This window comes from Paenibacillus sp. Soil787 (genome assembly GCF_001429545.1).
Taxonomy (GTDB): Bacteria; Bacillota; Bacilli; order Paenibacillales; family NBRC-103111; genus Paenibacillus_E.
Map to the genome: position 1 here is coordinate 144234 of NZ_LMSP01000013.1, position 22824 is coordinate 167057.

Annotated in this window: 19 protein-coding genes and 1 pseudogene; 16 read left to right on the forward strand and 4 right to left on the reverse strand. The window is 47.3% G+C overall.

The window, feature by feature from the left end; all coding sequences use genetic code 11:
* The first annotated feature begins 182 nt into the window (after positions 1-182).
* The 5 genes from ASG93_RS16385 to ASG93_RS16410 all read left to right on the forward strand — a co-directional run bounded on the left by ASG93_RS16385 (position 183) and on the right by ASG93_RS16410 (position 3919).
* Positions 183-1217, forward strand: coding sequence for an agmatine/peptidylarginine deiminase (locus ASG93_RS16385; protein WP_056833625.1), 1035 nt, complete (start codon positions 183-185; stop codon positions 1215-1217).
* 5 nt (positions 1218-1222) lie between these two features.
* A complete protein-coding gene (gene aguB / locus ASG93_RS16390; RefSeq protein WP_056833626.1) occupies positions 1223-2098 on the forward strand; it encodes an N-carbamoylputrescine amidase in 876 nt (291 codons plus the stop codon).
* Positions 2099-2103: 5 nt separating this feature from the next.
* The gene (locus ASG93_RS16395) at positions 2104-2724 is read left to right on the forward strand and encodes a LysE/ArgO family amino acid transporter (RefSeq protein WP_056833627.1); all 621 of its coding nucleotides are present in this window, start codon (positions 2104-2106) and stop codon (positions 2722-2724) included.
* A gap of 181 nt (positions 2725-2905) precedes the next feature.
* A complete protein-coding gene (locus ASG93_RS16400) occupies positions 2906-3124 on the forward strand; it encodes a hypothetical protein (protein ID WP_156410926.1) in 219 nt (72 codons plus the stop codon).
* A gap of 351 nt (positions 3125-3475) precedes the next feature.
* Positions 3476-3919, forward strand: a complete 444-nt coding sequence (locus tag ASG93_RS16410; RefSeq protein ID WP_056833630.1) for a YkvA family protein — start codon at positions 3476-3478, stop codon at positions 3917-3919.
* Positions 3920-4481: 562 nt separating this feature from the next.
* On the opposite strand, the gene ASG93_RS16415 is transcribed toward ASG93_RS16410, so the two are convergent.
* Positions 4482-5552, reverse strand: coding sequence for a branched-chain amino acid aminotransferase (locus ASG93_RS16415; protein WP_056833631.1), 1071 nt, complete (start codon positions 5550-5552; stop codon positions 4482-4484).
* A gap of 128 nt (positions 5553-5680) precedes the next feature.
* Between ASG93_RS16415 and ASG93_RS16420 the strand changes: the two genes are divergently transcribed.
* Together ASG93_RS16420 and ASG93_RS16425 are read left to right on the forward strand one after the other, a co-directional pair.
* Complete coding sequence (locus ASG93_RS16420; RefSeq protein ID WP_056833632.1) at positions 5681-6565, forward strand: LysR family transcriptional regulator; 885 nt, start codon at positions 5681-5683, stop codon at positions 6563-6565.
* Positions 6566-6622: 57 nt separating this feature from the next.
* Positions 6623-7594 carry a TRM11 family SAM-dependent methyltransferase gene (locus tag ASG93_RS16425; protein ID WP_056833633.1) on the forward strand — a complete coding sequence of 324 codons (972 nt, stop codon included), beginning with the start codon at positions 6623-6625 and terminating at the stop codon, positions 7592-7594.
* Positions 7595-7596: 2 nt separating this feature from the next.
* Here ASG93_RS16425 and ASG93_RS16430 read toward each other — a convergent pair whose 3' ends face one another.
* Entirely contained in the window at positions 7597-8205 is a 609-nt protein-coding gene (locus tag ASG93_RS16430; protein ID WP_056833634.1) for a DUF3298 and DUF4163 domain-containing protein, read from the reverse strand.
* A 974-nt stretch (positions 8206-9179) separates the two neighbouring features.
* Entirely contained in the window at positions 9180-9347 is a 168-nt protein-coding gene (locus tag ASG93_RS35140) for a hypothetical protein (RefSeq protein WP_156410927.1), read from the reverse strand.
* Between the two features lie 296 nt (positions 9348-9643).
* Here ASG93_RS35140 and ASG93_RS16435 point away from each other — a divergent pair, with 296 nt between their 5' ends.
* Entirely contained in the window at positions 9644-10213 is a 570-nt protein-coding gene (locus ASG93_RS16435; RefSeq protein WP_056833635.1) for a pyridoxamine 5'-phosphate oxidase family protein, read from the forward strand.
* A 12-nt stretch (positions 10214-10225) separates the two neighbouring features.
* Here ASG93_RS16435 and ASG93_RS16440 read toward each other — a convergent pair whose 3' ends face one another.
* On the reverse strand, positions 10226-10618 hold the full coding sequence (locus ASG93_RS16440; RefSeq protein ID WP_056833636.1) for an acyl-CoA thioesterase: 393 nt from the start codon (positions 10616-10618) through the stop codon (positions 10226-10228).
* A 297-nt stretch (positions 10619-10915) separates the two neighbouring features.
* Here ASG93_RS16440 and fumC point away from each other — a divergent pair, with 297 nt between their 5' ends.
* The 8 genes and pseudogenes from fumC (at position 10916) to ASG93_RS16485 (ending at position 22781) form a co-directional block, all read left to right on the forward strand.
* Complete coding sequence (gene fumC / locus ASG93_RS16445) at positions 10916-12307, forward strand: class II fumarate hydratase (RefSeq protein WP_056833637.1); 1392 nt, start codon at positions 10916-10918, stop codon at positions 12305-12307.
* 1129 nt (positions 12308-13436) lie between these two features.
* Positions 13437-14783 carry an ABC transporter substrate-binding protein gene (locus ASG93_RS16450; protein WP_056833638.1) on the forward strand — a complete coding sequence of 449 codons (1347 nt, stop codon included), beginning with the start codon at positions 13437-13439 and terminating at the stop codon, positions 14781-14783.
* Between the two features lie 95 nt (positions 14784-14878).
* Positions 14879-15763 carry a carbohydrate ABC transporter permease gene (locus ASG93_RS16455; protein WP_056833639.1) on the forward strand — a complete coding sequence of 295 codons (885 nt, stop codon included), beginning with the start codon at positions 14879-14881 and terminating at the stop codon, positions 15761-15763.
* Entirely contained in the window at positions 15760-16575 is an 816-nt protein-coding gene (locus ASG93_RS16460) for a carbohydrate ABC transporter permease (protein ID WP_056833640.1), read from the forward strand. The genes ASG93_RS16455 and ASG93_RS16460 overlap by 4 nt, the downstream gene beginning before the upstream one ends.
* Positions 16576-16690: 115 nt before the next feature.
* Positions 16691-18445: a sensor histidine kinase gene (locus tag ASG93_RS16465; protein ID WP_235550866.1), complete on the forward strand. Its 1755-nt coding sequence runs from the start codon at positions 16691-16693 to the stop codon at positions 18443-18445.
* Positions 18442-20058, forward strand: a complete 1617-nt coding sequence (locus ASG93_RS16470; RefSeq protein WP_056833642.1) for a response regulator — start codon at positions 18442-18444, stop codon at positions 20056-20058. Before ASG93_RS16465 ends, ASG93_RS16470 begins: the two co-directional genes overlap by 4 nt.
* A gap of 81 nt (positions 20059-20139) precedes the next feature.
* A complete protein-coding gene (dgoD, locus tag ASG93_RS16475; protein WP_056833643.1) occupies positions 20140-21288 on the forward strand; it encodes a galactonate dehydratase in 1149 nt (382 codons plus the stop codon).
* 324 nt (positions 21289-21612) lie between these two features.
* Positions 21613-22781: pseudogene (locus tag ASG93_RS16485) on the forward strand (IS3 family transposase).
* The last annotated feature ends 43 nt before the right edge of the window (positions 22782-22824 follow it).

The following is a 22824-nucleotide window of genomic DNA, read 5'->3' on the forward strand; positions in this document are numbered from 1 at the left end:
ATTAAAAGCAAACAAAATATGCAGGGCAGAACAAATTGGTTTTTAAACGATTGCTAAATTTGTAAACCTATGTACATTGAGCCTAAGCTCCTTTTGGTATATGATGAAAGACGGTGCAATTGCCTTCAATATTTGCCCTTCATATGGCTGCCAACAAATTTATATAAAGTGAGATGGATGAGATGAAACCTAAGGATTTACACTATAGAATGCCAGCAGAATGGACAACACATGAACGCACATTTATTTCTTGGCCCGTTCAATCTTCGATGGTTTATCCGGAGGATCATGCGGTTGTATCCAAAGGCTATGCAGATTTGGCCAAGGCTATTGCTGAGTTCGAGCCTGTGACGGTAATCGTGAATCCGGCGGATGCTGAGGATGTAAAGGCAATGTTCGACGAGAAGAACGTTGATTTTCTGATTATTCCGCATAACGATGCTTGGTTCCGTGATAATGGGCCAACGTTCTTGTTGAATGAGCAGCATGAAATCGCAGCTGTGAATTGGAAATTCAACGCATGGGGCGGCAAATATGCGCCGTGGGATCTCGATGATAACGTGGCTCCACAAATTTTGGAGCATCACAGTGTGAAACGTTTTGACGCTCCGCTCGTCATGGAAGGCGGCTCCATTCATGTGGATGGAGAAGGTACGCTTTTGACCACGGAGGAATGTCTCCTGAACACGAACCGCAATCCAGACCTAAGTCGTGAACAAATCGAAGAGTATGTGAAAAACTTTGCCAACGTCGAGAAGATCATCTGGTTGAATAAAGGGCTGGACGGCGATGAAACGGACGGTCATGTCGACAATATTGCTTGCTTTGCGGCTCCTGGTAAAATCATTTTGCAGGTCTGCAACGATCCATCGGATGCCAACTATGCGATTACACAAGAGAATTTAGAAATTCTGCGTCATGCGACGGATGCCAAAGGACGTTCTTTTGAAATTATTCAGATCGAGCAGCCTCCTCTAACGTTCTTTGAAGAGCAGCGTCTGACGCTAAGCTATTTGAACTTTTATTTCGTAAACGGCGGCATTATTTTGCCGGTGTTCGGCGGAACTGCGGAAGAGACAGATCGCAAGGCAGAAGAGGTTCTAAGCGCAGCTTTCCCGGATCGCAGAATCCGCACGATTAACGGCATGTCCATCATCAAAGAAGGCGGCAACGTCCACTGCACGACACAGCAAATGCCAGCTAGCAAGAAAGGGTGATTCCAATGAGAAAAGTCACAGCAGCAGCAACGCAAATGAGCTGTTCCGATAATATAGAAGAAAACATTCGCAAAGCAGAGGCCTTGGTTCGCCAAGCAGCCGCGAAGGGCGCTCAAATTATATTGATCCAGGAATTGTTTGAGACACCGTATTTCTGCCAAAAAGAGAAGTCCGACTACTATCATTACGCGACGGAGCTGGAGAACAACAAAGCAATCAAACATTTCCGTGAAATTGCCAAAGAGCTTCAGGTCGTACTGCCGATAAGCTTTTATGAGAAAAAGAATTACGCACGCTACAATTCGTTAGCTGTCATCGACGCTGATGGCGAAGTGCTTGGCCTTTATCGTAAAAGTCATATCCCTGATGGCCCAGGTTATGAGGAAAAGTTCTATTTTAACCCCGGCGATACCGGGTTCAAGGTTTGGAAAACACGCTATGCCAAAATCGGCGTAGGCGTATGTTGGGATCAATGGTACCCGGAAGCTGCAAGGGTTATGGCTTTGATGGGTGCAGAGTTGCTGTTCTACCCAACCGCTATCGGCTCCGAGCCGCAGGATGGTTCGATCGATTCTAAGGATCACTGGCAAATGTGCATGCGCGGCCACGCCGCGTCGAACTTGATGCCGGTTATCGCGTCGAATCGAATCGGTAAAGAAGTAGATGAGGAATCCAGCATCAACTTCTATGGTTCGTCATTCATCGCTGGCCCGCAGGGCAATATGATAGAGGAAGCTGGCCGTGATGAGGAAACGGTGCTTGTTGCCGAATTCGATCTCGATCAGCTGGAAGTTCAGCGTATCGAGTGGGGTATTTTCCGTGACCGCCGTCCGGATCTTTACAAGAAGATTGCTACGTATGATGGTGAGCAGGTACTGTAATCACGATGCTCATTCCGTTATTGAAAGGAATTTTACTGGGGCTCTCAATCGCTGCACCGGTCGGGCCTATCGGTATTTTATGTATCCGAAGAACGATCACATTAGGCAGATTGCACGGCTTTTTGTCAGGGTTGGGTGCAGCATCGGCGGACGCTTTCTACGGCTTTATCGCCGGTTTCGGCCTTACGCTGATAACCAGTTTCCTGCTTGACCAAAAGGTGCTGCTGCAAGCAGTAGGTGGCCTGTTCCTATGTTATTTAGGCGTACGGACTTTCCGCTCTAAGCCTGCTGCCGATGCCGCCAAAGCCTCAGGCAATACGCTTTTCAGATCGTACGTCTCCACACTGATGCTGACCATTACGAATCCGATGACCATTATGTCTTTTCTTGGCGCGTTTGCTGGTTTAGGGATTGGCGGTTCACAGACAGGCATTGCATCAGCAGTTGCCCTGGTGATCGGTGTATTCGTAGGCTCCGCCTTATGGTGGTTTGCGCTAAGCACGGTGATTGGCTTGCTTCGAGATCGCATTCATGTTACAGTTTTTCGCTGGATCAACCGGATATCGGGTGTTATGTTAAGTGTGTTTGGCTTGGTAGCCATTATAGAGCTGCTCCTTGGGGAGTAGCTCTATTTTTTGAGTAGATAAGCGTATAAGATTTATACTTTTGCTTCGCATCTACTTTGACAAACGCGCTCGTCCCAGAAGGACGACGGAGTCGTTTATCCTTGTATAGCATTTGTGCAAACCGGAAGCTTGCCCCTGATTTCAATGTCGAATAAAAGTGGAGGAGGAGGTTGTGGTCGTTGTGGTTGAAGTGAAAGTAAAATCGGAAGTAGGAGTAGAAGTAGAAGTAGAAGTAGAAGTAGAAGTAGAAGTAGAAGTAGAAGTAGAAGTAGAAGCCGCGCTTTTAGGTAACGCCTGCAAGGCTCGGAAGCAGCAAGCGGAACCACGAGGCGCTATTTATCAAATATCCAGCCTTTTTGAGCGTAAGGGGAACATGGAGACGTTATTTTGCCACTTTTGATTGAAATACTGCCTGCGGAGGAGAAATAAGGGCTTGTCGTTCCGTTTAACTAACAAAATAGCGACTATTATGCAAAATAACGCATCGTCGTTCCCTTTCATGAGGTTTGGTGGATTGGGGAGTGGAATCCGATGCCCAATTTGGCCCTCCGCCTTCCATATGAGTTTGCCAAGCACCGAACATACCCTTTTGACCAAAATACTTGAAGACGCCTTGCAAATTGCTGCTCTTCTGTGACAAAATCAACATAGATTCACTGAGTGAGTGAGAGAGCTTAGGTAGGCAAACAAACGAAATAACAACATGTGATTATCATCTGGGATATATAAAAATGATTGGAGTGATCGTACGATGAACTCTTCCAAATATCAAAAATATTTCTCAACCGACGGCTTCTGGTGGAAATTGAAAAAAGGCGCAAAAAAGGCAGGCGTCAAAGTTCTTTACAGCGGACTGCTGCTCTTCTATGCCTTAGAAAGTCCGAAAACACCGATAAGAGCAAAAGTTCAAATCTACGGCGCGCTGGGCTACCTCATTCTGCCGCTGGATCTCGTGCCGGACTTGCTGCCTATTGTTGGGTATGTGGATGATTTAAGTGCACTGGGGTTTGCTTTGGCAGCTGTCGCAAAGAGTATCGATGACGATGTAAAGCGCAAAGCGAAGAGTAAGCTGAGGGATTTTCTCGGTGATGACGTGATGAACAGCAAGGATGTTATCGACATCGATGGGCAGCTTGTGGAGAACAAAGAGAAGGAAGAGAAGGAAACAGAGAGTGATGGGAAAGGTGAAAAATAGGTAATTTCGATAGACTACCTAGGCTGTCGCTCACACACACTATCTGCAAAGCGCTAGCTGCTCCAAGTAATCAAATATCTAAACGAGCTAACATTGGACGTTTTTCAGGCAAGGGTGAGTCGGCGGGCAACTACTTGCATAAAATGCATCAAATCATCGTGTATTTTCTGTTTGGAGGAGTAATGATGTATTTTGTGCATCAAAATTCCGCATTTTAGCCGAAAACGGGGAGTGATCGAGGAATTTGCTGTATTTTTTGCATGATCTCGCATTAAAATCCCGATATAGAGTGAATTTGCTGCACTTTTTGCATCAACGGTGTATGGCTGGGAAATACCCTGTAATCCGACACTCGCTGTCAGATGTAAAAGAGCTAGCTACTCAAGTAATCTAAACGCCTAAACGAGCTACTATGGACGATAACTTCCAAATGAAAAAAGACACCCGCGAGGTGTCTTTTTTAGTAGAGAAAGTATAAATACTTTTGCTTCGCATCTACCTTGACAAACGCGCTCGTCCCTGAAGGACGACGGAGTCGTTTATCTTTGCTTTAGCTAGTCGATTAGCAAGAAATCGTCCAACCGTAAGAATCCTCGATTCTTCCATATTGAATCCCGGTAATCGTATCGTAAAGCCGACGAACCAGATCACCAATGTTACCTTGGTTAATTACCATAGGCGTACCGTTCCACAGGAGACTGCCAATAGGGGACACGACGGCAGCCGTACCGGTACCGAAGGCTTCCTCCAGGGTTCCGTTCTTATAGGCAAGAACAAGGTCATCGATCGAAATTTTCCGCTCTGTAACCGAAATGCCCCACTCCTTGAGCAGGTGAATGATGCTTTTTCGCGTGATGCCGTCCAGAATACTGCCGCTAAGGCTAGGGGTCACAACTTCCCCGTTGATTTTGAAAAAGACATTCATGCTGCCTGCTTCTTCTATATATATTTTCTCGATGGCATCCAGCCAGAGCACTTGAGCGCAATTGTGTTCTTTGGCGAGGGCTTGTGCTTTGAGCGTTGCAGCGTAATTGCCAGCTGTTTTGGCATTGCCTGTGCCACCTTGAACGGCCCTGGCATAATGGCTCTCAACAAGGAGATTAACGGGCTGAAGCCCTTCCTCATAATAGGAGTCGACCGGCGACATAATGATTACGAACGAATACCGCGATGAGGCACGCACGCCTAAGCCGGCTTCGGTAGCTATCACAAAAGGACGAATATATAAAGAGGACTCCTTCTTTCTAGGAACCCACTCGGCATCCACACGAACGAGGGTTTGAATGGCGTCTACGACGAAATTCTCGTCCATTTGAGGCATTTGCAGCCGGTCGGAGGAACGGTTTAGCCGCTGCGCATTTTGGTCAGGTCGAAATAATACGATCTCATCCTTTTCCGTACGAAAAGCCTTTAAACCCTCGAACACGGCTTGCCCATAATGAAATACCATCGCGGAAGGATCATGGGAAATAGGCCCATAAGGGATAATACGCGGATCATGCCAACCCTTTCCTTCCTCGAAATCCATCATAAACATATGATCAGTAAAATGACGGCCAAACCCTAAGTCTTCTTCCAAACGGGGCTTTGCTTTACAACTCAAATTGTGTTCGATTCGAATCTGTCCATACATCGCCATCAACCACCTTTTAAGATATGTTCTTACCTGTTATCGTTACTATAGATAAATAACAATCATTGATCAATTGCGAATAATCAATTACCATCATAGTTAATAACTATGATCGGAGGCATACCAAGATGGAGCATCGGTTATTGGAATACTTTTTAGCGGTATGCGAAGAACTTCACTTCACGAAGGCAGCGGAAAAGCTTGGCATCAGCCAACCCACACTCAGCCAGCAGATTCGTCTGTTGGAGCATCGGGTAGGATCACCCCTTTTTCAGCGGATCGGTAAAAAGATTTACGTCACAGAAGCAGGCGAAATCCTTCATAAACACAGCAGGAACATGTTCCATGAGTTGGATCAAGCTCAGGCGGCCATTAATGAGATCCAAGGTATGCAGCGGGGACGGCTGCGCATTGGTTGCTCCGGTAATCATTTGCTCACCGCGACGATAATTGCTTTCCATGCTCTTTACCCGAAAATCGAGCTATCTGTGACGGAACTCGCTACCGAGGAGACGAAAGAGCGTTTACTGAGCAACCAGCTTGACATGGGGGTTGTTTTCCTGCCTGATGAAGATGAACAGTTCCATTACATCCCGTTGTACAATGAACAACTGCGGTTTGTTATTTCGGACAAGCATCCGCTTGCCCAAGCGAAAGTTATTCGTTTGGCGGACTTGGCCCAGCTTCCAGTCGCTATGCTCCAGAAAAAGTTTTATGTTCGGCAAATGATGGATGATTGCTGTGAGGTGTCTGGCTTTGAATGGAAGCCCGCGATAGAGCTCTCAACCTTGGAGTCACTGCTTCAGATGGCCAAAAATAATGTAGCCGGAGCTATTTTGCCACAGTCTTATGTGGACAGTACCCGCAGCAGCGGCATTCGGAGCATCCCGATTATAGATCCGATTCCCCAGAAGGATGTCGGTATTGTGTATCGTAAGGATATGTTCCTATGTAAGACGATGGATATGTTTATGAAGCAGTTGATGCAGCAGTTTGTGCAGCAGAAGTATTAGGTGCTGGGATGAAGGGAAAAGAGATAGACTTTTAACATGTAAAATGAGGGATGAAACATGGAACATATATACGTATATGCCTGCCACGAAGACGAGCAGGCGCTATGCCAGTTAGAGCTGCGCACCTTACTGGGCGCAGAGACAGTGCTTGGCGCGCGCTACGCCGTTAGCACGCGCCCAGTGGAGCCTAGCCGCAGCCCGTTTTTGAAGCTGCGGCTGGATGTTTTGTTCGAGGCCGGCAGCTTGCCGGAGCTGGCCTCGCAAGTGGAGACGTTGACCGTGCAGGGGTCAACGTTCAAGGTTGCGTTCGCGGAGACGGACGCAGCGGTCAGTACGGACCGCCAGCGCGAGGTCGCTCGCGAAATAGGCCGGCATCTTCGCGGCAAAGCCGAGATGCGACGGCCGGAGCAGTGGTTCGCCGTGACGGAGCTGGGAGGCCGATGGTTGTTTGGCCACTGCAGCTACGGCGAAGCCGTGTGGCTTCAGCATCAGCAGAAGCCGCAGAACTACTCCACCGCCCTGAGTACGCGCGTAGCGCGGGCGGTGGTGAACATTGCCGTACCCATTGTTGCGGGCACGAAAGCCATTGACCCGTGCTGCGGCATCGGCACGGTGCTGGTGGAGGCGATGTCGATGGGGATCGACATCGTGGGCTGCGACATCAACCCGCTGGCGGTGCGCGGCGCGCGGGTGAATCTCGACCACTTCGGCATGCCGAACGTGGTGAGCATCACGGATATGCGGACCCTTGGCTTGGTGGGCGAGCAGGTGACACTGTCACCGACCACGACCAGCCCGCAGGTCCGCTATGATGCGCTCATCCTAGACATGCCGTACAATCTCTGCTCGAAGCTGCCGGAGGACGAGCAGCTTCAAATGCTCCAAAGCGCCCGCCGATTAGCGAAGCGCGCAGTTATCGTTACGACGGAGCAGATCGATCCGCTCATCGTCCAAGCGGGATTTCGCATCGCAGAGCGCTGCACCGTCAATAAAGGCAACTTCAGCAGACAAATTATCGTCTGCGTCTAGCGCTAATAAAGCATTTTACCCAGCGGTCCATCTTCAGCGATGATATCCTGGATGGCATAAATAGAAATAGGAAAATACAAAAATCCATAGACATAAGCGGCCAGCTCATATACTTGAAAATAAACGACCAAAGCCTTATCAGCGATATAAAAATCCTGATCTGGTTTAATACCATTAAATTCTACCAACAAAGGAATATCCCGCGTTTTTAGCTCAGCCTTAATGATGGCACTAAGCTTGGCAACGTAATCGCTGCCGGGCTTAAACAGATCTTTGAGCGTATAGGCTTTGCCCGTTTCTGTGTTGAAAGTCAGTGCGTTTTGGATCGTTAGTCCATGGGCTCCGCCAGAAAAAGCGTAATTCCATAAAGTCAAGCTAAGAACGCCACGTTCATTCGTCTTTAACTCATAGTGAGCAGTCACGTCTGTCTGAGGATTTTGCGGATAGCCTTGCTCGCGAAGCTGCTTATTAACGGCATTAACAATCGCTGTATTCATGGCAAGCTCTGCCGAATAAGGCAATTGCTTCTCAACAGCTGGGTACAGCAGCTGTAATTTGTCGCGAAGCACCTGATACGTCTTTATACTAACGGGGTGATCCAATCCGTTCATCTACATCATCCATCCCTACATTTTTCCTACAATTTATTCGGCGCATGGGCGTTTGGTTCAATGTTCTTAGGAATGTTGGAGAATAAGAGTCTCCAAAGGCTCCTATTGCAGAATAAAATACAACAAACAGAAGAATAGAAGCCCTAAAAGACTTCTATTTCCCCTATTTATCCACTTAAGTCCCCATTTTTCGAAAATAAGAGTCTCTAAAGACTGTTATTTCGATCAAAAGGGATGAAAACGGAGAAATAGCAGTCTCTGGAGGCTCTTATTTGGGGAGCGCAGAGAGGTAGAGAGTAGGAAGGGAGGAATGAGCGGTACAAGTGGGATTGGATAAGTAGATGGATGAAGGAATATAGTTGTGCTAGATAATTGGAAAAATATGGCACGCAGAATGAGTAGTTCGATGTGGAGTAGAGAAGTAGAATAGAAGCGTAAAGGGGAATAGGCGGTACAAGTGGGAGTAAGGGATGTAAAGGATGGAAAGTGTAGCTGTATGAGGAAAGATGGAGGAGTTAAAGTGTGTAGAAGAGAGGAGTGGAATGTGGAGGCGGAGAGGTAGAGGAGTAGAGGAACGGGGAGATGGGCGGTACAAGTGGGAGTAAGGAATAGAAGAACGGAGGAATGTAGCTGTTCTAGGGAATTGGAAAAGTAATTGAGTGCAGAAGTGAGTAGTGCAAAGTGGAATAGATCAGCAGAAGTTTGGCGAAGTGGTGCTGGACAAGGGGATTAGAGAGGTAGAAGGGTAGAATGCTGGGCTGCATAAGTGTGGAAAAAGGAAGTAGCTAAAGCGCCCCAATTGGTCGGAATTGGCAGCTGGGTTCACTCAGCACATCAGCCTATCCTCCTTTAATACCAAAAAAGAGCTCTTCCGCGGTCTCGATAGACCAGCAGGAAAAGCTCTTTTTGCAGTATTTTGTTTGTACTTATCTAACGATGTTAATTCTTAATCATCTAAAATGATTTGCAGCGAATTACTCCTGTGAGGACGATTCTTCATTCGCGCTGGAGTTAGTTGCTGTACCTTGGAGCAAGGAGTTTAATTCCTCGACTTTTTGTTTAGATTCGCTATCTTCCGCGTTGGCCTGTGCGGCATTAATGCCATGGCTCACCACATCATCACTGCTGTTGGTCGTTGACATTTGAAATCACCTCCTCTAGGTTTCAGTTGAATAGGTAAGGATAAGTTAGCAACTTATCTTACTTTGCATCAACCCTGACAAACGTGCTAGTCCTAAAGGGACAGCGTAGGCCGTTTATCTTTGACTAACTAAGTATGTCTCTATTTTCCAGTAAACATACAGGTTATTTATTTGATATTAGAATGCAGTAGCTATAATTCATAGGTAAAGGCTATAAAGAATGTCTATTTTAACTATTTCACAAATATCGTAAGGGAGAGCATAATAGAAGAAAATGGAAAGGCGATGATTCGCGTATGGGGAAATCATTCGAAGCGCTGCTGCCGGAGCATGAAGCATTTATCGCAAAGCAGCACATCTTCTTTGTGGGGTCGGCACCGTTATCGGCGGAAGGGCACGTTAATCTTTCTCCGAAGGGTCATGATGTGCTGCGCATTTTATCAGCGAATGAAGTGGCCTATTTGGACCTGACGGGGAGTGGGAATGAGACAAGTGCGCATGTGGAGGAGAATGGACGAATTACGTTGATGTTCACGGCCGTGGAAGGACCTCCTATGATACTGCGCCTATATGGAAAGGGGCAAGTTGTTTTGCCAGGGACCCCAGCGTGGGAGAAACTATCTCCGCGTTTTACACTGCTGCCTGGAGCTAGGCAAATCATCGTCGTCCAAGTTCATGAGGTTAAAGCATCATGCGGTTACAGTGTTCCCTTTTATACCTATGAAGGAGAGCGGAATACCTTGCAGAATTGGGCGACGAAACAAGGCGAGCAAGGGCTGAATGACTATTGGCAAGCCAAAAACGTGACAAGCATGGACGGACTGCTGACGACACTCGGTCAGAAGTTATCCACAGATACTGTGTAAGATCGCATTTTTTTATGCAAAATGTTTCCGTAACGCCTCCGGCGCTTCTCGGCTTTTACGCGTCGTGCTATCCATCGTTACGCTTGTGACAAGCGCATCAGCACAGAGCTCGCCTTGCTTGTTGAAAATCTCTTGCTTTAACACATAGCTGGAGCGTCCTATTTTGTCAGGGCGGCAGGTGACGGTTAGTTGATCCCCCTGTTTGCATTCTTTTTTATAATTGATGGTGATGTTCACCGTAACGGTTTGAATTCCCATCGCGCCAAAGGTTTCATAGGATAGCTGGGACTGCTCATACCATTCCTCGCGCCCCCATTCTAGGTACTCCAAATATTTGGCATTATTGACGTGTCCATTCACATCAATTTCCGTTGATCTGACGATAATATCCAGTTTGGATTCCATGAAAATGAGCTCCTTCTTTGCACCTGACATGGGCAGGTGTTTTTGTTCGTAGATAAGAAAGTATAAGTTTTATACTATTGCTTCGCATCTACATTGACAAACGCGTTCGTCCCAGATGGACGACGGAGTCGTTTATCCTTGATTATAGCTCGTCTACAGGTGTGAAAACCAGTTAATAGCTCATACTGCTCCATAATGTGGGCAAACTATGGCTTGCGTGTTTGATGATGTAAGTAGATGGGTTAATTTATTTTATCTGCATCTGCATATAAAGCTAGGACCAGGAGGTGGTACATAATGGCGCAAGATTATCGCGTTGAAAAGGATACGATGGGCGAGATCAGAGTACCTGTGGATAAGTTGTGGGGCGCTCAGACGCAGCGCAGCTATGAGAATTTCAAGATTGGCACGGAGCGGATGCCGGTGCGGTTGATTGGGGCTTTTGCTCTGCTCAAAAAGGCCGCCGCGCAGGTGAACCGCGAGCTTGCCGGGTTAACTCCGGAGAAGGCGGAGGCGATTGCGCAGGCTGCTGATGAAATCGTGGAGGGCCGCTGGAACGACGAGTTCCCGCTCGTCGTCTGGCAGACGGGCAGCGGGACGCAGTCGAACATGAACGTCAACGAGGTGATTGCTCACCGAGGCAGCGAATTGCTGGGGGATGGCGCGGAACGCATACATCCCAACGATGATGTGAATCGTTCGCAAAGCTCGAACGATACATTCCCAACCGCGATGCATGTCGCTGGCGTCATCGCGGTGGAGGAGGAGCTTTTGCCTGCGATGGAGCTTTTGCAGGCTACGCTCCACAACAAGATGACGGCCTTCGCCGACATCGTGAAGATCGGCCGCACCCACCTGCAGGACGCTACCCCGCTGACGCTGGGGCAGGAGATCAGCGGCTGGTGGGCGATGCTGGAGCAGACGGCGCGCATGGTGCGCAGCAGCGTCGAGACGATGCGCGAGCTGGCGATCGGCGGCACCGCCGTCGGCACCGGGCTGAACGCGCATCCTGAGTTCGGCGCGCGCGTCGCCGAAGCATTGACTCGCGAGACGGGTACGCGCTTCGTCTCGGCAGAGAACAAATATCATGCACTGACCAGCCATGATCAGATCGTTTACGCCCACGGCGCGCTGAAGGCGCTGGCGGCGAACTTGATGAAGATAGCCAACGATGTGCGGTGGCTATCGAGCGGTCCCCGCTGCGGGATCGGTGAAATCACGATCCCGGAGAACGAGCCCGGCAGCTCGATCATGCCGGGCAAGGTCAACCCCACGCAGAGCGAAGCGATGACGATGGTCGTTTGCCAGGTGATGGGCAACGATGCGGCCATCGGCTTCGCCGCCAGCCAGGGTAACTTCGAGCTGAACGTGTTCAAGCCCGTGATCATTCACAATTTCCTGCAGTCCGTACGGCTGTTGGCTGATAGCATGCGCTCCTTCAACGATAACTGTCTCGTTGGCATGGAGCCGAATCGCGAGGTGATTCAGCGCAACCTCGAGCAATCCCTTATGCTGGTCACAGCGCTCAATCCGTATATCGGGTATGAGAAAGCGGCCAGCATCGCGAAGCAAGCCCACAAAGAAGGGCTGACGCTGAAGGAATCAGCGGTGCGCAGCGGCTACTTAACGGCTGAGCAGTTTGACAGCTACGTGCGTCCGGAAGACATGGTGCATCCGAAGGCAACGTGAAGAGCTACGGGGGAGACGCAGGGACGTTTTCAGCGAAAGAGGTTGGGCCGCAGTTTAAGACTGCAGCTCAACCTCTTTTTGCGTAGATAAGACTTCCATGCCGCGTTGAGGCACCAGCGATGAATGAAAGGTAGAAAGTATAAGTTTTATTACACTTAGTGTCATCAGTCTTGACAAACGCGCTCGTCCCAGAAGGACGACGGAGTCGTTTATCCTTGGTACGCTCCTAGCCCATGGTTTCGTCTCGCCGATGGGACCTCCTTTTCGGCTAATTGTCCATAACTAGAATCGCTTCTGCCCTGCCTCAACTGCAAAAAGTACATCAAATCCGAGAAAATTCTCAATCATTTTTAGTTTATATGCAAAAGGTGCATCAAATTCATCAAAATTGGCTGGATTCATCTGATTGTGGGTAAATTTACTGCACAATATGCAGCTAAATCCCCAAAAGAGCTCTATTCTGCGAATTTAACTGCACAAAATGCATGATCTACTTGAGAAGCAGGAGTCAGATGTGGATTGCGGGGAATCAGATGTGGTGTGCAGGGTATCAGACGTAGCTCGCAGTACGCATCGGATATGATGAGCAGGATATCAGATGTAGGTTGTGTAGGAATCAGATGTGGTGTGCAGGGTATCAGACGTAGGTCGCAGTACGCATCGGATATGATGAGCAGGATACCAGATGTAGGTTGTGTAGGAATCAGATGTGGTGTGCAGGGTATCAGACGWAGGTCGCAGTAGGCATCGGATATGATGAGCAGGATATCAGATGTAGGTTGTGTAAGGAATCAGATGTGGTGTGCAGGGTATCAGACGTAGGTCGCAGTAGGCATCGGATATGATGAGCAGGATATCAGATGTAGGTTGCGTAGGAATCGGATGTGTTGTGCAGAGATCCGCTGTAGGTTGCAGCAGTGATTCACAGGGTCTCAACTCTCTGTTGCACTAGGCTCCAAAAAGGGTTCACAGGTCTTCATCTATCTATCACAGTCCACCCCACCCACCTTTTCCCTTCACATGTAGTTATGGATGTTTAATTTTCGTTATATCAACAGAATATACAAATCAAGTACTCTTAGATATGTAAGCACATACATTTCAGATTACTTGGGAGGTCACATATCAGATGAAAAAATCATTGAAACAATGGGTCGGTGTTGGAACGACAGTTATCATGGCAGCAACGGTTGTTGCAGGGTGTGGAAGCACGCCGGAGACGACGAAACAGCCAGCAGCTTCACCAGGAGCAACTGCCGCCGCTAATGCGAAGCCTTTTGCAGGAAAGACGATCTCTTTAGTAGCAGCGAACCATCCTTGGGCGGAGGCGATCAAGCCTTTGCTTCCAGACTTCGAGAAGGAAACGGGCATCAAGGTTAACGTGGAGAGCTTCTTCGAGGATCAGCTGACACAAAAATTAACCGTACAATTTACCTCCGGTTCGGCGACACCAGACGTTTTCATGTATCGTCCGCTGCAAGAAGGCAAATTATTCTATAAAAACGGTTGGCTTCAACCGCTCGATGATTACGCTCAAAAAGCGAAGAACTATGACTTCGCCGATTTCGCTAAATCCGCTGTTGGTTCCACAACGGTCGATGCGAAGTTAGCTGGTATTCCGATCATCACGGAACAAGAAATTTTGTACTATCGTAAAGATTTGCTGCAAAAAGCCGGCATCGCTGTACCTAAAACACTAGATGAGCTGCAAGCTGCGGTGAAAAAGCTGCATGATCCGAAAAACGAAATGTACGGCTTTGTGGCTAGGGGCCAACGTTCACCGCTAGTTACGCAAGTATCTTCCTTCTTATATTCCGAAGGTGCAGACTTCACGAATGGCGATAAAGCGGCCATTAACACACCAGAAGCGATCAAAGCATTTACAACATACGGCACTTTACTTAAGGATTATGCGCCTCCAGGCGTACTCAATATGTCTTGGCCGCAAGCTTTCGGTATTTTCGCGCAAGGGAAAGTTGCTTTCTTAACGGATGCGAACTCGCTGTACCAAAATGCGATAGATCCAGCGAAGTCCCAAGTTGCTGATAAAGTTGGTTTTGCTGTTATGCCAGCAGGTAAAGCAGGTTCTAAGCCTTACAGTATTACATCTTGGGGTCTTGCGATGAATGCCAAATCGGGTAACAAAGATGCGACTTGGGCATTCATTGAATGGGCAACAAGCAAAGATATCGTGATGAAAACACAGCAAAAAGGGAACCCAGGCGCTCGCGCATCGGTATGGGATAAACCAGAAGGTACGACAGGCTTCCCAGCTGATCTTGTTCCTATCATTAAAGAAAGCTCCAAAAACGGTGTTGACCATGACCGTCCGACGGTAATTAGTGTGGGTGAAGCTCGTGATGCTGTTGGTGAAATCGTACAAAAATGGATGACAGGTGAGACAAACATTCAGCCGGTAGCCGATAAAGCGAATGCAGCTCTGCAAGCGATTATGGATAAAGATAAAACGAAATAAATAAAACATGAAAGCAACAAATGAGGGTCATCTCAAGTGGCCCTCTTCACCCTTTGCAGAAGGGTACAATTTCATCAGGAAGGGTGAATTAAGTCATGCAGTATAGTTGGTTTAACCGCAATTTAAAATGGATTTATACGCTTCCGGCGGTCATCTTCGTCTTGTTGATGATGTTATTTCCAATCATCTATACATTCCGAATTAGCTTCTATGAATGGAGCATGTCCGCAACAACACCGCCACTCTTTGTAGGGTTGTCTAATTATATCGCCTTATTCAAAGATGAACGCTTTTGGCATGCAACAGGTTCGACGTTCTACTTCACGATCATGGCCCTTGGACTTGAAGTTATTCTAGGGATCGCGATTGCCTTACTGCTGTCGAGGGAATTCAAAGGCAAAAACCTCGTAAAAACGGTATTCCTGCTGCCCATGGTAGCAACACCGGTAGCTATGGGCTTGGTATGGATGCTCATCTATGAGCCGACCATAGGAGTAGCGAATATGATGCTCAAATCGATGGGCTTGAAGCCTTTACTTTGGCTAGCCTCGCCTAATCAGGTTATACCTTCCCTTGTTATCGTAGACGTGTGGCAATGGACACCGATGATTGCTCTCATTATTATGGCGGGCTTAGCTACACTGCCAACGGATCCTTATGAGGCGGCAGATGTAGACGGAGCAACGGCATGGAGAAAATTTGTTTCTATTACGCTGCCCTTGCTGAAACCAACGATCATTGTAGCGGCGATGCTTCGCTTAATCGATGTGCTCAAGACGTTCGATATTATTTATGCGACAACACAAGGCGGACCTAATTTTGCTTCAGAGACATTGAACTTATATGGTTATGTGCTCGGTTTCCAATACTTTAAGCTGGGTATGGCTTCATCGTTACTTGTTATCTTCTTCGCTCTGGTGATGGGACTGACTTTATTTATGATATGGATGCGCAAACGATTGGAGGGAACCTCATCATGAAGCCAAAGAAGGGCTTAAGATTTATACAGACGCTGCTAACGTTCCTAGTCCTAATCGCCTTTGGTTTTCCATTTATCTGGATGTTATTGGCTTCTTTTAAGACACAATCACAGATTTTATCGACAGGCAATATCTTCTTTTTCAAACCTACTTTTCATAACTATGTCAGTGTATTCAAAGAGTACAATTTCCTGAAGTTTATTTGGAATAGCTTGCTTGTTGCAGCTGGATCAACGCTATTATCTCTCATTCTAGGTCTTCCTGCAGCGTATGCGATTGCAAGACATCACCTTCACAAGCTGGGGCTTCTCATCTTAGTTGCGAGAATTATTCCGGGAATCACATTCTTGATTCCTTGGTTCATCCTGTTCTCCAAGATCCATTTGGTAGACACATATACAGCACTAATTCTTAGTCATATGCTCGTTGGATTACCATTTATTATTTGGATTATGATTTCTTTTTTCGAGGCGCTTCCTACGGAAATCGAAGAATCAGGACTTATCGATGGATGTACGCATCATCAAGTGTTTCTGCGTATTATTTTGCCTATCTCAGGACCAGGCGTCATTACAGCATCGCTGCTCTCCTTCATCTTTTCGTGGAACAATTTCATGTTCTCGGTGATCTTGGCAGGGGACAAAACAAAGACGTTACCGATCGCTGTGTTCAACTTTATGTCCTATTCCGAAATCAACTGGGGTGCACTGATGGCAGCAGCCTGCATCATTACACTTCCGGTTCTGATCATTGCTTTAGTGTCCCAACGTTACGTGGTAAGCGGGCTTTCTGCTGGTGCTGTCAAAGGCTAATAACGAAGACATAACGAATGCGAGGGCAGTCGCTGCCCTTTTCTTTGGATGACTTCTCTCGTATAGTTATCTCTAAGTTAGGAAGCTTAGCAGAAGTATGGAAGGTGAGCCCAGCGTGCCGTATAAACTTAATATTTTCAGCAAAATTCTCATTCTATTAGTCCTACTTCTTATCCCTATCGTGCTGCTCTACAGCTATACGAATCGGATAACGAATAACGTTGTTCAAGACCAGATTCAGTCATCGAATTTAAATCAGCTGTCATTCTTCATGCATCAGTTGGATGTGGACGTGGAGCGATTAGCGATGTCTCCGGTCATTCTCGGCAGCGACCCTTACATAAGGGAATTTATCGACAGGAATGAATCGCCTGATTATGACATGCTGAAAGAACAGTCACGGATTATACAGAAGCTTAGCCTTCAAAGTGTCTCCAGCGGATGGGTGAATGAACTGACCATTGCGATTCCACATGGGAAGCAAGTGTTGTCTTCCAGTATTTTCGTGAATGGGACCGATACTTGGCCTTGGGATAGCCCGATTAAGCGAACATGGACGTATGAGGAACGCAAGGGAGATAACGGGGTTGGGTCGTTCGTTAGAGAAATTAGTGAGCCGATTCGTGCCCAGGTTGCCAGTCAAGCTAATGTGCTGTATCAAGTAAGGTTCAGCGCGCAGAATATGATTCAACTGCTGGATGTGTACAAGCAAGATAAACGAAGCGATCCTTTTTTGGTTGATGGGCAAAATAGGGCGATTTTCAACAGCTCGTCGAATCCGTCGATTACGCATACAATCCATGAAAGATTGGCTGGTCAAGGCTTACCGCTTACCGGCCAAGTTCAATTTGAAATCGCAAATCAGCAATATTTGATCAGCATTGTCAAATCGGAACAGTTGGGTTGGTACTTGGTGGATTATGTACCTGTCGAGAAGATACTTTCTCCGATTACGATGACGCGTAAATTGTTTTACGTTTCTATTACTCTGCTGCTTGTGATGAGTATTCTGGCTTCTTTCTTGCTGTATCGCAACGTGCAAATTCCGATTGGCAAGATGATTCAAAGTGTACAGCAAGTGAAGCGAGGCGATTTATCGGCTAGGATCGCGTATAGAGCCAAAAATGAATTTGATTTCCTCATCCAGCGATTTAATGAGATGGCGGAGCAAATTCAAGTGCTTATAGAGGATGTATATGCCGAGAAAATCCGTTCACGTGAAGCCACTCTGAAGCAGCTGCAATCGCAGATTCACCCGCATTTTCTGTACAATTCCTTATTCTTCATCATCAATTCAGCAGAGATGGAAGATAAAGAATCGGTCGTCGCCATGTCACAGAATTTGGCTGAGTTTTACCGTTACACGACTAGAGTAGAAAATCAAAGCGTGCGGTTGCAAGAAGAGCTGGACTTAGTAGGTCATTATTTAACGATTCAGAATCTCCGCATACACCGGTTGAGATATGAGATCAATGTGCCGGAAGAGATGCTTAACGAGCGGGTTCCCCGACTTATTCTGCAGCCGCTAGTAGAGAATGCCATTGTTCATGGAATTGAGCGCAGCGCAGAGGGTGATTTAATCACGATTACGGGTGAGCAGAAAGACGGATGGAATCGACTAATTGTCGAAGATAACGGCGTAGGGCTGGATGAAGCGGGATTAGATAAGCTGCTTAAACAGCTGGAGACTCCAATGTCCGATGAGATTGGCTGTGGAACATGGAATGTCCACCACCGATTGTATTATCAGTTCGGGGAAGGCTCCGGACTTACTTTTGAACGCGTAAATAACGGTGGTTTAAGGGCAGTGCTGACTTGGAAACATAATTCCCAGGAGAGTGATCTAGTCATTGAGGTGATAAAACGATGATTCAACTGTTGATTGTCGATGATGAAGCGCATGTCGTGGATCGGCTTCAGTCTACGATTGACTGGGCATCTATTGGGATTGAGCAGGTTTTTAAGGCTTACTCGGGTAAAGAAGCGCTGGAGCTGCTGGGGCAAATGTCGATTGATATCGTGATTACGGACATCCAGATGCCAGGGATCTCCGGCTTGCAATTAATTGCCGAGATCAACCGTCGTTGGGCGAAGACCAAGTGTATTCTCTTGTCCGGATACTCGGATTTCAACTATGCCAAAGAAGCGATTCTACAGGGCTCAGAGGATTATTTGCTCAAGCCGGTCACAGAACAAGCTTTACTGGCTACGGTCAGCCGGGTGATGGGAAAGCTGCAGAAGGAATGGGAAGCCGTCATCTCCACGCAGCGTCTTATGTATACATTCAAGGAAAACCTCCCTTTGCTTCGAGGGAATTTGTTGAATGATTTACTTCAAGGGCACCAAATATCGGAGCATTCACTTCGAGAAAAAATGCAGATTCTAGAGCTCCCTGATTACTATGGGCATGCTTGCGTAATGATGATGGTTCGGTTGGAATCGAATTTCCTGGATTATGATACGGGGCATTTATCGTTAATGGAATATGCGATTAGCAATATGGCCCATGAATTATTTGCAGAGAAATTCGATAGCTGGCATACGAAGGATGCTCATGATTATTTGGTATTCGTGATGAAGCATAAGCAGGAGCTGCCTGACAAGGAAGATGCCGCTTGGCTGGAACGCACGGCTGCCGTGCTTCAATCAGCTGTGAACAATTATTTGAAAGGCAAAATTTCCATTCTCCTGAGCAGTTGGGGCGAGTTCCCGGCCGAAATCAATGCGCTGTACAATAGCTCGCTCAGCGCCTTTCGCAAACGTATCGGGAGTGAGCACGAGCTGTTCATGCGGCTTGGCGATGAATCTGTTCAGACCGAACTGTCAGCCTTGCAAAGGCTATATGAGCCGCCAACGCTCAATCATTTGCTGGAAGCAGCAAGATGGGAAGATACCGAGGAAAAGTTGTCTCAGATTTTTGATGAAATGGAAGTCAGGTTTTCTGAATCTCAAGAACATCTATTAGAGGTTTATTTCTCGATTGCATCCGCTTTTGCTTATATTGCACATAAGAATGGCCGGCAGCTGCATCAGCTCATTGGCGGTGATTACGACCGGATGATGGAAGGGATACCGTTTCGTACGGTGAACCAGCTGCGTGAATGGTCGATCCGCTCTTTGAGGCGCATGAAGGAGGATATGGATCAAGAAAGGCAAGATAGCCGTGCAACGCTAATCAAGGATATCAGGTCTTTCATCGATCAGCATCTGGCTAGCGACGTTTCCTTACAATCGATTGCCGATCATGTGTACATGCATCCGGTTTATGTCTCGAAGATCTACAAGCTTGAAACGGGTGAAAATTTAAGCGACTACGTCAATCATGCACGGATGGATAAAGCCGCTTATCTACTGAAGAATGGTCAGGATAAGATTTATGAAATCGCCACACAGCTTGGCTATCAACGCCCGCATTCCTTTAACCATGCGTTCAAGAAGCATTATGGCATGACTCCGCAAGAGTACCGAGATCAATATTCGTAGCGAACAAATCATCGCTGATTGGTGAGAGGAGTTTGGTCTCGCCCGGCGAATTTCAACTGGGGATAGAGGAGGAAGATGATCATGAAAATTACGAAGCTGGAACTGTTCAAGGTGCCGCCAAGATGGTTATTTCTGAAAATCGAAACGGATGAAGGCATTACGGGATGGGGAGAGCCTGTCGTAGAGGGCAAGGCGGATACAGTTGCAGCCGCGGTGTTGGAAATGAGCGATCATATCATTGGCAAGGATCCAATGCGGATCGAGGATATGTTTCAAGTGCTGTACCGCGGGGGCTTCTACCGCGGAGGGCCGATCTTGACCAGTGCCATCTCAGGCATTGAGCAAGCGCTCTGGGACATTAAGGGCAAATTCTACAATGCGCCCGTCTATGATCTGCTTGGCGGCGCTTGCCGCGACAAGACGCGCGTCTATTCGTGGATCGGCGGCGACCGCCCGAGCGACGTAGGCCAAGCGGCCAAACAGCAGGTCGCGGCTGGATTTACAGCGGTCAAAATGAACGCCACTGAGGAAATGCACTACATCGACTCCATCAGCAAAGTGGATGAAGCTATTGCGCGCATTGCCGCGGTACGCGAAGCCGTCGGCAAAGACGTTGGCATCGGCATCGATTTCCACGGCCGCGTGCACAAATCGATGGCCAAAATCATCGTCAAGGAACTCGAGCCTTACCGGCCTATGTTCATTGAGGAACCTGTTTTGCCTGAGAATAATGAAGCGCTCAAAGAGATCGCTCGTTATACCTCGTGTCCGATTGCCACGGGCGAGCGGATGTATACGCGCTGGGGCTTCAAAGAGCTGCTGGCCCAAGGCATCGTGGACATTATCCAACCTGATCTTTCCCATGCTGGAGGCATCTTGGAAACACGCAAAATCGCCGCGATGGCGGAAGCCTACGATATTGCAATTGCGCCGCACTGTCCGTTAGGCCCTATCGCCTTGGCAGCTTGCCTGCAGCTGGATACGTGCTCTCCGAATGCTTTCATTCAGGAGCAAAGTCTCGGTATTCACTACAATCAAGGCAGTGATTTGCTTGATTATTTGAAAGATCCTTCTGTGTTTAAATATGAAGATGGCTTCGTAGCCAATCTGACTGCTCCTGGTCTAGGCATCGAGATCAATGAAGATAAAGTACGAGAGATGGCTGTGATTGGTCATAATTGGAAAAACCCAGTTTGGCGCCAAACCGATGGTACGGTAGCCGAGTGGTAATTTAAATGGCAAGAGAGAGCAAGAGAGAGCAAGAGAGAGCAAGAGAGAGCCTGAAACAACAGGAAAGAGCCTCAACTCCATCTTCATGGAATTGAGGCTCTTTTTGTTTTTGTATAGGAATTTGTCAGTTTGTGGATATGATGCTTAATCACTCAGACCCAGTTAGCGGGCTTCGGCTCGCACAGCTCTGGCTATAAGCACGTTTTTCACGCTTATTTGCTCCGGCGCTCCAGGTTAAGCGCGTTTATGAAGTTAGACTAATAGATGGACACACCGAATTGATATAATGATAATAAAAATATCAATGTAAAGTGAGTGTGTAAAATGGGAGAGCGACGGCAGCGTCACAGTAAAGAGTTTAAAGAACAAACGGTAAAGTACATTCAACAGAACCACAAAACATTACCTGAACTGGCGGAAGAACTGAATATCCCTGTGGGTACATTGAGCAACTGGGTACGAGTACATCGTAAGTTTGAGGACGAACCCTTTATCGGTAGTGGTAACCTGCGTGAATCAGACCGACTCATCAAAGAAAAGGATGCTTACATCAAGGATCTCGAAGAGGAGATCGCTATCTTAAAAAAGGCAATGCACTACTTCAGCAAAGACCGGAAGTAAAGTTCCACTTCATCAAGGAACACCGCTCCGAATTCCGTGTCGAGAAGATGTGCAAAGTGTTTGGTATAGCCCGGAGTGGGTTTTACAGATGGTTAAGCTCCCCGAAAAGCGAACGTAAGCAGCGACGTGAAGAACTGGAAAAGCGTATTTCCTACCACTTTCATGACAACAAGGCTCGTTATGGAGCGCCTAGAATCAAAGAATGTTTGTTAGATGAAGGCAAATCCGTCAGTGAGAAGTTAGTGGGACGTATCATGAGAGAAAAGGGTCTGCGCTCCTGTACAGTCAAGAAATACAAGGTGCAAACAACCGACTCGAACCACAAAATGCCGGTTGCAGCAAACTTACTGAATCAACAGTTTCAAACGACTGCTCCGAATAAAGTATGGGTTACTGACATCACCTACATTTGGACACGCCAAGGCAGATTATATTTAGCCTGTGTATTGGATCTGTTTAGTCGAAAAATCGTCGGGTGGTCACTTCGAAGTCGGATGACTAACGAATTGGTCCTAGAGGCCCTAGATCGAGCTGTAGCGGCCGAACAGCCGGCGCCAGGTCTTATTCATCATACAGACCGAGGATCCCAATACGCTTCAGAAGACTACCAAAAAAGGCTTACAACTTACAATATGATCTGCAGTATGAGTCGCAAGGGAAACTGCTATGACAACGCGGTCATTGAAGCCTTTCATGCCAATATTAAACGGGAACTCATTTACCAGGAGAAATTTGCTACCAAAGAAATAGCACAACAAGAAATTTATTGGTACATTGAGTTTTTCTACAATCGAAAGAGAAAACATAGCACACTTGGCTATCTATCACCCATGCGTTTTGAAGCGGCCTATTACGCTCGGATAACTGGGTAGAAACAGCAATTCGTTGTGTCCAACCTATTGACTTAAGATCATT

Excerpts from the sequence above, each read along its gene's own strand:
- ASG93_RS35140 (WP_156410927.1), bottom strand. The coding sequence starts at position 9,347 with ATGTCAACGACCAACAGCAGTGATGATGTGGTGAGCCATGGCATTAAT.
- ASG93_RS16430 (WP_056833634.1), bottom strand. The coding sequence starts at position 8,205 with ATGAACGGATTGGATCACCCCGTTAGTATAAAGACGTATCAGGTGCTT.
- ASG93_RS16435 (WP_056833635.1), top strand. The coding sequence starts at position 9,644 with ATGGGGAAATCATTCGAAGCGCTGCTGCCGGAGCATGAAGCATTTATC.
- ASG93_RS16420 (WP_056833632.1), top strand. The coding sequence starts at position 5,681 with ATGGAGCATCGGTTATTGGAATACTTTTTAGCGGTATGCGAAGAACTT.
- ASG93_RS16410 (WP_056833630.1), top strand. The coding sequence starts at position 3,476 with ATGAACTCTTCCAAATATCAAAAATATTTCTCAACCGACGGCTTCTGG.
- dgoD (WP_056833643.1), top strand. The coding sequence starts at position 20,140 with ATGAAAATTACGAAGCTGGAACTGTTCAAGGTGCCGCCAAGATGGTTA.
- ASG93_RS16450 (WP_056833638.1), top strand. The coding sequence starts at position 13,437 with ATGAAAAAATCATTGAAACAATGGGTCGGTGTTGGAACGACAGTTATC.
- ASG93_RS16425 (WP_056833633.1), top strand. The coding sequence starts at position 6,623 with ATGGAACATATATACGTATATGCCTGCCACGAAGACGAGCAGGCGCTA.
- ASG93_RS16415 (WP_056833631.1), bottom strand. The coding sequence starts at position 5,552 with ATGTATGGACAGATTCGAATCGAACACAATTTGAGTTGTAAAGCAAAG.
- ASG93_RS16470 (WP_056833642.1), top strand. The coding sequence starts at position 18,442 with ATGATTCAACTGTTGATTGTCGATGATGAAGCGCATGTCGTGGATCGG.
- ASG93_RS16460 (WP_056833640.1), top strand. The coding sequence starts at position 15,760 with ATGAAGCCAAAGAAGGGCTTAAGATTTATACAGACGCTGCTAACGTTC.
- ASG93_RS16455 (WP_056833639.1), top strand. The coding sequence starts at position 14,879 with ATGCAGTATAGTTGGTTTAACCGCAATTTAAAATGGATTTATACGCTT.
- fumC (WP_056833637.1), top strand. The coding sequence starts at position 10,916 with ATGGCGCAAGATTATCGCGTTGAAAAGGATACGATGGGCGAGATCAGA.
- ASG93_RS16385 (WP_056833625.1), top strand. The coding sequence starts at position 183 with ATGAAACCTAAGGATTTACACTATAGAATGCCAGCAGAATGGACAACA.
- aguB (WP_056833626.1), top strand. The coding sequence starts at position 1,223 with ATGAGAAAAGTCACAGCAGCAGCAACGCAAATGAGCTGTTCCGATAAT.
- ASG93_RS16440 (WP_056833636.1), bottom strand. The coding sequence starts at position 10,618 with ATGGAATCCAAACTGGATATTATCGTCAGATCAACGGAAATTGATGTG.
- ASG93_RS16395 (WP_056833627.1), top strand. The coding sequence starts at position 2,104 with ATGCTCATTCCGTTATTGAAAGGAATTTTACTGGGGCTCTCAATCGCT.